8 protein-coding genes are annotated in these 7,590 nt (G+C 38.4%); 2 read left to right on the top strand and 6 right to left on the bottom strand.

Translation table 11 applies throughout. The features are described 5' to 3' along the window. Nucleotides 1-151: 151 nt before the first annotated feature. The 3 genes from CBF35_RS14765 to CBF35_RS14755 form a co-directional block, all read right to left on the bottom strand. Nucleotides 152-718: an NADPH-dependent FMN reductase gene (locus CBF35_RS14765; RefSeq protein WP_126782586.1), complete on the bottom strand. Its 567-nt coding sequence runs from the start codon at nucleotides 716-718 to the stop codon at nucleotides 152-154. An 11-nt stretch (nucleotides 719-729) separates the two neighbouring features. Continuing rightward, a complete protein-coding gene (locus CBF35_RS14760) occupies nucleotides 730-1,788 on the bottom strand; it encodes an LLM class flavin-dependent oxidoreductase (protein WP_126782584.1) in 1,059 nt (352 codons plus the stop codon). Between the two features lie 157 nt (nucleotides 1,789-1,945). Continuing rightward, nucleotides 1,946-2,794: a YitT family protein gene (locus CBF35_RS14755; protein ID WP_126782582.1), complete on the bottom strand. Its 849-nt coding sequence runs from the start codon at nucleotides 2,792-2,794 to the stop codon at nucleotides 1,946-1,948. A gap of 761 nt (nucleotides 2,795-3,555) precedes the next feature. Here CBF35_RS14755 and CBF35_RS14750 point away from each other — a divergent pair. After that, on the top strand, nucleotides 3,556-4,176 hold the full coding sequence (locus tag CBF35_RS14750) for a histidine phosphatase family protein (protein WP_126782580.1): 621 nt from the start codon (nucleotides 3,556-3,558) through the stop codon (nucleotides 4,174-4,176). A gap of 36 nt (nucleotides 4,177-4,212) precedes the next feature. Here the strand turns inward: CBF35_RS14750 and CBF35_RS14745 are convergent, their stop codons facing one another. Next, a complete protein-coding gene (locus CBF35_RS14745; protein WP_126782578.1) occupies nucleotides 4,213-4,680 on the bottom strand; it encodes a MepB family protein in 468 nt (155 codons plus the stop codon). Between the two features lie 152 nt (nucleotides 4,681-4,832). Between CBF35_RS14745 and CBF35_RS14740 the strand changes: the two genes are divergently transcribed. Then, a complete protein-coding gene (locus tag CBF35_RS14740) occupies nucleotides 4,833-5,513 on the top strand; it encodes a DsbA family oxidoreductase (protein ID WP_126782576.1) in 681 nt (226 codons plus the stop codon). Nucleotides 5,514-5,604: 91 nt separating this feature from the next. On the opposite strand, the gene CBF35_RS14735 is transcribed toward CBF35_RS14740, so the two are convergent. Then, entirely contained in the window at nucleotides 5,605-5,946 is a 342-nt protein-coding gene (locus tag CBF35_RS14735; RefSeq protein ID WP_126782574.1) for a hypothetical protein, read from the bottom strand. Between the two features lie 19 nt (nucleotides 5,947-5,965). Then, nucleotides 5,966-7,282, bottom strand: coding sequence for a DUF1576 domain-containing protein (locus CBF35_RS14730; RefSeq protein WP_126782572.1), 1,317 nt, complete (start codon nucleotides 7,280-7,282; stop codon nucleotides 5,966-5,968). Nucleotides 7,283-7,590 lie beyond the last annotated feature (308 nt).

Here is a 7,590-nt window from a genome sequence, read left to right as displayed (position 1 = left end):
GATTGACACCTCAAAAATATTACGAAACATTCAAAGTATAAAAAAGATGATCCCCAAATTTTGGGAATCATCTTTACACAATTCATACCACTTTTTTTATTATGTCCTTGACAAGGGGTACACTTTACTGTCAGCGGTCCCTGCTTTTTATTTAAAAATCGTACTGAGCATCTCTTAACTCCCGCATTTTACTCTGGGTTTCAACTAACATAACTGTGTCTTCAACTAATCGTTCAATTCTAAATAAGATATCATCATTAATAATCTCTTTCCGTAAAAAATCTTTTTCTTCAATAAAGACGTAACTTGGAACAAGGGTGGCTTTCATATATGAAAGTATGGGTTTTAATTGTTGTTCCACCATTAAATAATGTTTGGCAGAACCAGCCGTAACAACCACACTTACTACTTTGTCCCGAAAAGCATTGACTGGTAACAAATCAAAGACATTTTTTAAGGTTGCCGGAATTGAAGCTTGAAAGGTTGGTGTGCCGATGACTAAGGCATCCGCCGCCATGATTAATTCTAAGACTTCTTTCGTTGGACCTTCATACTCAAAGTAGTTACGACCATCACTAAAAACTAGCGGGTAGTCAGCTAAATCAATTAAGGTAACTTCATGATAAGGGTACTGCTCTTTCATTTTTGCAATCGTATAATCCATCGCCGTACGGGTTTTTGAGCCTAAATTCGACCCTGATAATCCAACAATTTTCATCTTGACTTCACCTAATTTTCTTTCGTATATTTCTTGACTGCTGGCATAATCTCCATTGCAATCAATTCGATATTTTTCTTGACTTGCGCTAAAGGAACACCACCAAAATCAACTTGAGCCATAAACCGTTGTTGCCCAAATAGTTCGTATTGGTACAACATCTTCTCAATAATTTGTTGCGGACTACCAATCATTAAAGCATCTCGGTAATCTGTTGCTTGGGCAAATTGTTGTTTCGGATAGCCGCCGCCACGAATTCTCATCATGCCCGCATTTAGATGGGGGTAATATTCCCTTAAGGCTTGTTGTGACGTCTCGGCTGTGTAAAACAGACTCGTTGTAGCAATTGGTAACTGACTCGCCTCAAAGCCACTTCTTTGGGCTGCTTCCCGGTAAGCCTCAACAGCGACTTTAAAGTTACTAGCTGGACCACCAAGAGTTGTTAACATCATTGGCACACCTGCGTAACCAGCTTTAATTGCACTTGCCGGTGGTCCCCCTACAGCTCGCCAAATTGGTAAGGAACCAGTTTGAGGTTGAGGAATAATCTTAGCGTTTTTTAACGGTCCTCGGTATTTCCCTTCCCAAGTAATTCGCTCTTCTTGATTAATTTTATTTAACAATTCAAACTTCTCTTCAAATAGTTCTTCGTAATCATCTAAGTCGTAACCTAATAAATGATAAGCACCGACTCGAGAGCCGCGACCGCCAACAATTTCGGCACGGCCGTGAGAGATTAAATCTAAGGTCGCAAAATCTTCGTACATTCTAACAGGGTCCGCCACACTGACTAAACTAGCTGAACTAGTTATTTTAATTTTTTTCGTCCCTTGGGCAATGGCTCCTAAAATCACAGTATGAGCTTGAGATGTAAAATACTCTTGATGACTCTCACCTAAGCCAAAGACATCTAAACCAGCTTCTTCGGCAAAAATCGCTGTTTCAATAATTTCTTGAATCCGCTCTTCACTTGATAACTGTGTTTGATTCAGAGGATTAGGCATATGATCACCTAATGAATATAAGCCAAACTCCATGCCTTCTTTTTGATTAATTCGATATTTTTCCATTAATAATCCCCCTCTAATCAAAGACTATTAGTCTTCTCTTGTTTATATGTCTACTTTACTATAATTAGATTTGAATCACTAGTTTATTGCTTACAAAAAGTAAGCTCAATACAAAAGAGGCATGACAATAGTCACACCTCTTCTATATTAAACTTGGTTATCTGCCTAAACTAAAGCCTTTACCCATTACTTCACTTGCAGCCATGGCCACGACGAAGCTATGAGGATCGAGTTTTAACACTTGTTCTCGTAAGTTATGAAATTCTTTTTCCGGAATCACACACATTAACATTGTTTGATCCCCTTTATGATAGCCACCTTGGATCGGAATTCGAGTGACTCCTCGGTCAAGTTCAGCTAAAATTAAACTTTCAATTTTAGCCGTTTCTTTAGATATGATTAAAATATTTTTAGAACGATCAAAACTAACTTGAACTAAATCAACTACCCGTCCAATCACGAATAAACTAATTAAGGAATATAGAACTGTCTCCACATTGAATGCGACTAAGGCAGCTAAAATCACAAAGCCATCAACAAATGAAACAGCTACCCCTAAAGGAATTCGTAAATACTTGTTAACAATTTGCGATAAAATTGCTGTACCACCAGTTGAGGCATTGCCTTTAAACACTAAGCCTAAACCTAAGCCTGTAATAATACCGCCGAAAATAGCTGCTAACAAAGGATTATAAGTTAACACTGGAAAATTAGCTGTGATGCCAACAAAAAAGGGATAGAGCATACTGCCAAAAATTGTTTTCATACCAACTTCTTTCCCTAATAACCAAAAACATAAAATTAATAACGGACCATTGATGACATACAAGGTTAGAGCCGGGGTAATCCCGAATAGATGATTAATAATAATACTAATCCCATTAGCCCCACCGGCCACGATTTGATTTGGTAATAAGACGGAGTTTATCGACACCGCTAAAATAAATGCACCTGTAACAACATATAACAACGAGAGAACTCGTTCTTTTGTAAAAAAGTTCGACATCTAAACACTCCATTTCTTTTAAACAAGGCTTACTCCTCGTAAATCCCACAAAAAAACAGAAAAATGGCTAACCATTTTTCTCCCTGTGATTCCTTTCTGTATTATAACGAAGGAACTTTCCAGAAGTCAATTGATTCTTTCAACTAGCTTTTTATGGCAAAGTGACCAAAAAAAACTAATTCTTTTAAAAATTCAGCTTTTTTTCTAAAATACCCTTGTTTTTTTCGCTGAAATATGGGAATATTATAAAAAGATTAACTTTAGATTAGAATTCAAAGTGTTTAGTCTGTGGTTAATCTTTTGTAAGTAGAAATAACCAATCAGTTCGGGATAACTTTCATTGGGGACTTTCTTACTTATTACTATTGCCCCCCCTTTTAAAGCCCTTGGAGTTTTTGTCCTCCTGGGCTTTTTTTGATGAGCTTGAGACATTCCCGATTATAGGCGATAATAGACTTATAAGTTCGGAATTCTAAGATTCTGGAAACTTTAGAAGCTTAGACCTTCAATTCTTAGTAGCTTGCCACTTAGACCTTCAATTCTTGGTGGCTTGCCCCTTAGACCTTCAATTCTTGGTGGCTTGCCCCTTAGAGATTGATGAGACTGAAGTAGCGCGTAAGGATTGATGAGACTGAAGTAGCACGTAAGGATTTAGGATACCGACATCCAATTACAGAGGAGGACCTTAATTCTTAGATTCTAGGCACTTCAGAATCTTAGAAATTTAGGATACCGACACCCCATTACAGAGGAGGATTTTAATGACAACTTTTTATTGTGTCCGTCACGGAAAAACTATTTTTAATCAAAACAAAACCTTTCAAGGTGGCATTGCTGATTCACCATTATTACCTGAAGGGGAAGCTGCCGCTGAACTAGTTGGGACGTTTCTCAAAGATGTTCCATTTACGACAGTTCTTGTTAGTCCTCAAAAAAGAGCTCAAGACACTGCTAAAAGACTGCTAAAAAATCATTCTAGCCCTCTTGAGATTGAAACAATTCAAGACTTGCGAGAAATGGAATTTGGAATTTGGGACGGCTTACCTGAGGCTAATTTTCATCACGAAGCAGAGTTTCAACATTTAGTTCATCGCCCTCACCTCTACAACCCAACAGCGATTGGCGGCGAAAGCTTTCAAGTTCTGATTGATCGTGGTAAAACCGTCTTTATGGAAGCCGCCCAAAAAGACCCTGAGGGTCATATTTTAATTGTCTCTCACGGTTTATTTTTACAAACCTTATTAAAAACTTTCCAAGGAATTCCCTTATCCGATGTCCGTAAAGGCGATTTTTTGGATAATACGAGTGTCACGACTGTTGTCAGTGATGTTACTGGGACAGAATTTACAATCGAAAAATGGAACGATACAAGTTTCGTTTAATCAAAGAAATAGAGCTGCGGACTAAGGTCCCAGCTCTTATTTTTGATACAATCTCGCCATCTCTTCCCCATTAGTCGTAAAATAAGCGAGTTGCCACTGCTGTGTCGCTTTTCCTTGCAGACTTGTCGGTTGGTTCCAGGGGGGATAAATACGAATGCCCATTTTACCAACTGTTTCTTCAGCGCTTAAAATTCCTCGCTCTTTGAGAGTTGCTTTCGGAAAAACAAAGTGGCCTTTATGAGCGTTTTCTTCCGTATAGATCACAATCAAGTCCGGGCTTTCGCCATAACTATAGGGCCTATTGACACCTTCTATTTTCTCCCAAAAAGCGACAAATTGCCCGATTTTTTTAGGGGTGATTTTGGCAATTCTAAAACGAATGTCTACTTGATTCAATTGTAAACGATAGCCTCCGTACTCTTGATTTTGAGTTTCTTCAACAATATTTGTTAAGCGCCACCCTAGTGGTAAATACAAACTTTCAATCACATCTAAACCCCTCATTTGCTTTTCCTCCTGAACTTAATGCGTCTCCTTTATTATAGAACGTCTGTTCCCTACATGCAATCCTATTTTTTGACAGCGTCGAAAAACAAAGGTAAAATTTAACTATTAAGCTTATTAAATGTAAGCAAATAACAAAGGAGTTATTTACGATGAAAATAGATATTTGGTCCGATTTTGCCTGCCCTTTCTGCTATATCGGCAAAAGACACTTAGAAGCCGCTTTAGGTGATCGCCAAGATGTGGAAATCATTTTCCATAGTTTCGAATTAGATCCCCAGACTGCGATCCATCACGATGTGGATATCCATCAATTAATTGCCAATAAATACGGCATCTCTTACGAAGAATCAAAAGCCAATAATGAGCAAATCACTCAAATGGCAGCAGCCGTTGGCCTCGACTACAATTTTGACATTATGCAGATGACAAATACTTTTAATGCTCATCGCTTAGCCCAATTCGCCAAAACTGTTGGTAAAGGCAATGAGTTTGTTGAAGCAGCCATGGAAGTTTATTTCCGAGACGGTGCCTTTTTAAACGATGAAGAAACCTTAGTCGCCATTGGTGAAAAAGTCGGTTTAAACCCTGAAGATGTTCGCCGAGTCTTTCATTCCCAAGAGTTTTTAGCCCCTGTGCGAGTCGATCAAACGAAAGCGATGGAACTAGGCATTCAAAGTGTTCCTTTCTTTTTAATCGACGATCAATATGCTTTAAGTGGTGCCCAACCGATCAGTGTTTTTGAAAATGTGCTGGCTCAAGTCACTGAACAAAGCCAGGCAATTAAACCAACGAATGCTCCGAATTGTGATGACGGTTCTTGCCAGATTTAACTTTATTCCCCATCATCTAAAAAAATCTCAAACAAACCTGACTGAACAAAAGGGTTGTTTGAGATTTTTTATTGTTGTGATGATTAACACTTTACAAGTAGGCACGATACAGCGTAATTTCCAACCGCTGATTATTGAAGGTCACATCGGCATCGTCGGTCATCAAACCTAATAAAGCAAAGTCTTCCGACTCATGGTGGGTACCAACTAGCCCTTGGCTATACATTTCTAAATCTTCGTCCCGTTCCACATTTAGCAAGCTCGTAAACTCAGCTAAATCTTTCGGCGGTTCTGAGATAATCCCAACAACTGCCACTGTTGTTCCTTTCTTAGTAAAATCAATGCTCATTTCCATTTTTTCAATTTGATGATTAAAAAAATAGCGCAGTAATTCATGAGAAATCAATTCAGCTTTTCTTCTCTCTTCAATCATTTACGTACCTCCTAAATTTTTACGACTTAGTTTGTGCTCGTTCTTCAAACATATCTTTCACACTGTCAAAAATTGGCACTAAAAAGGCTGCCGTAAAGCCTCCTGAAAAACCATTGTTATAGAGATTAATCCCACCGTGTAAGAAGCCCACATTACTAACTAAAGCCATGTGTAAACTACCGGCTAAGATTCCGGGAATGACGCCGTAATAACCGGCAATTGGTGCTAAAGTTGTGCCGAACAAAGCCGCTAACAACGCACTTGTTGAATTGATTTCCGTGCCAGTCAGAAAGGAAGCTAAGTAGACCCCTACAAAGATTGGCAAACTATTGCGTAAGTGACAGCCAAACGCCCCGAAACCAACTAAAGTGAAAATCCCCCCAATGACCGCCCCATTTAACTCTCCGCTGACTGCCAGAACGTAGGAAGTCGCAAACACACCTAAACTAGCCATATTAATTAAAGTAATGCCATACCCGTCTAAGGCAATAAAATCTGTGACTAATTTCCCTGATGATTTTATTAAGCCACGGTAGCCATTTAAGCTGCGATTATTTGCAAAAAAACCAATTAAAAAGAGAATCCCAAATGAACTATATAAAAAGACACTGAGAAGCAGATTATTCCCTGTGGACAAAAGACTCACATTGATGACCTCAAAGCCGGCTAAACGCATAGTAGCAGTTAAAAACATGCCAATAATTCCAGCTGTGAAGCCGATATTATATAAACTAAAGCCTTGATGAAAACTTAAAAAATGGACAGCTAAAGCTGGTAATAAAAGTCCTATTAAGAGTCCCACAGCTAGTCCTAACGCTAAGCCTACCCCGATGTTCAAACCTAAGCCGAAAGCGACTAAACTAACTGCCGGCGACAAGGCTGTACCAAAGAAAGCGACTAAAATATAAGTTGAAAACTTCTTTTTATGTAAGCTAGCAAAAATCAGTACCCCTAACATAATCGGCAAAGAATTTAACAAGTTTTTCCCGAAAAATGAAAAACCGCACATCGTGTAGAGGGCTGCCGTCACCGGGCCACTTAATTTAACATTTAAACGCTTCGCTAAGAGGGTGCTGGATAAGGTGACTAAACCACTATTTAGAAAAGCACTTCCAGTATTAGCAATCTCAAAATAATCAGTGACTAAGACGCTGGATGAGACTAGAATTTGCCACAACCCCCAAGCTAAATTTCTCGGCGTTTCAATCAACCCACCAATCGTAATTAATAGTAAGCTGAAGCCGATAATCCACAGGTATTTCCGCTGCTCTGAAACAACTGGTGGTGGATTGTTTCCCGTCACAAAAAAAGTTGACTGACGTAATTTTTCTTTCATGTTTCACTCCTTTAAATTTAACTTGAACTTTACTGACAATGACTTCTTTATTGTAAACGATGTTAAGTTTTAAAAACAAGCTTTTTCTATAAACACAATTCCCCCCTTAAAAAATTAACTTGATAAATCCCTTCCCAAACTTAACTTAAAAAAGCATCAGAAAACTCTTTTTAAGTAGTTTTGGCTGTATAATTTTTGGTGTGGATGAAGAGATTCATTCACACCTATTTTTACGCAAAAAAATAGAAACATATGAACTTTCCAGTTAGAATAAAGTTGCTTACACCAATTCAGGGAGGAAAATTCAT

This window comes from Vagococcus salmoninarum (assembly GCF_003987495.1).
GTDB classification, from domain to species: Bacteria; Bacillota; Bacilli; order Lactobacillales; family Vagococcaceae; genus Vagococcus_D; species Vagococcus_D salmoninarum.
This window is presented reverse-complemented; position numbering and strand designations above follow the sequence as displayed.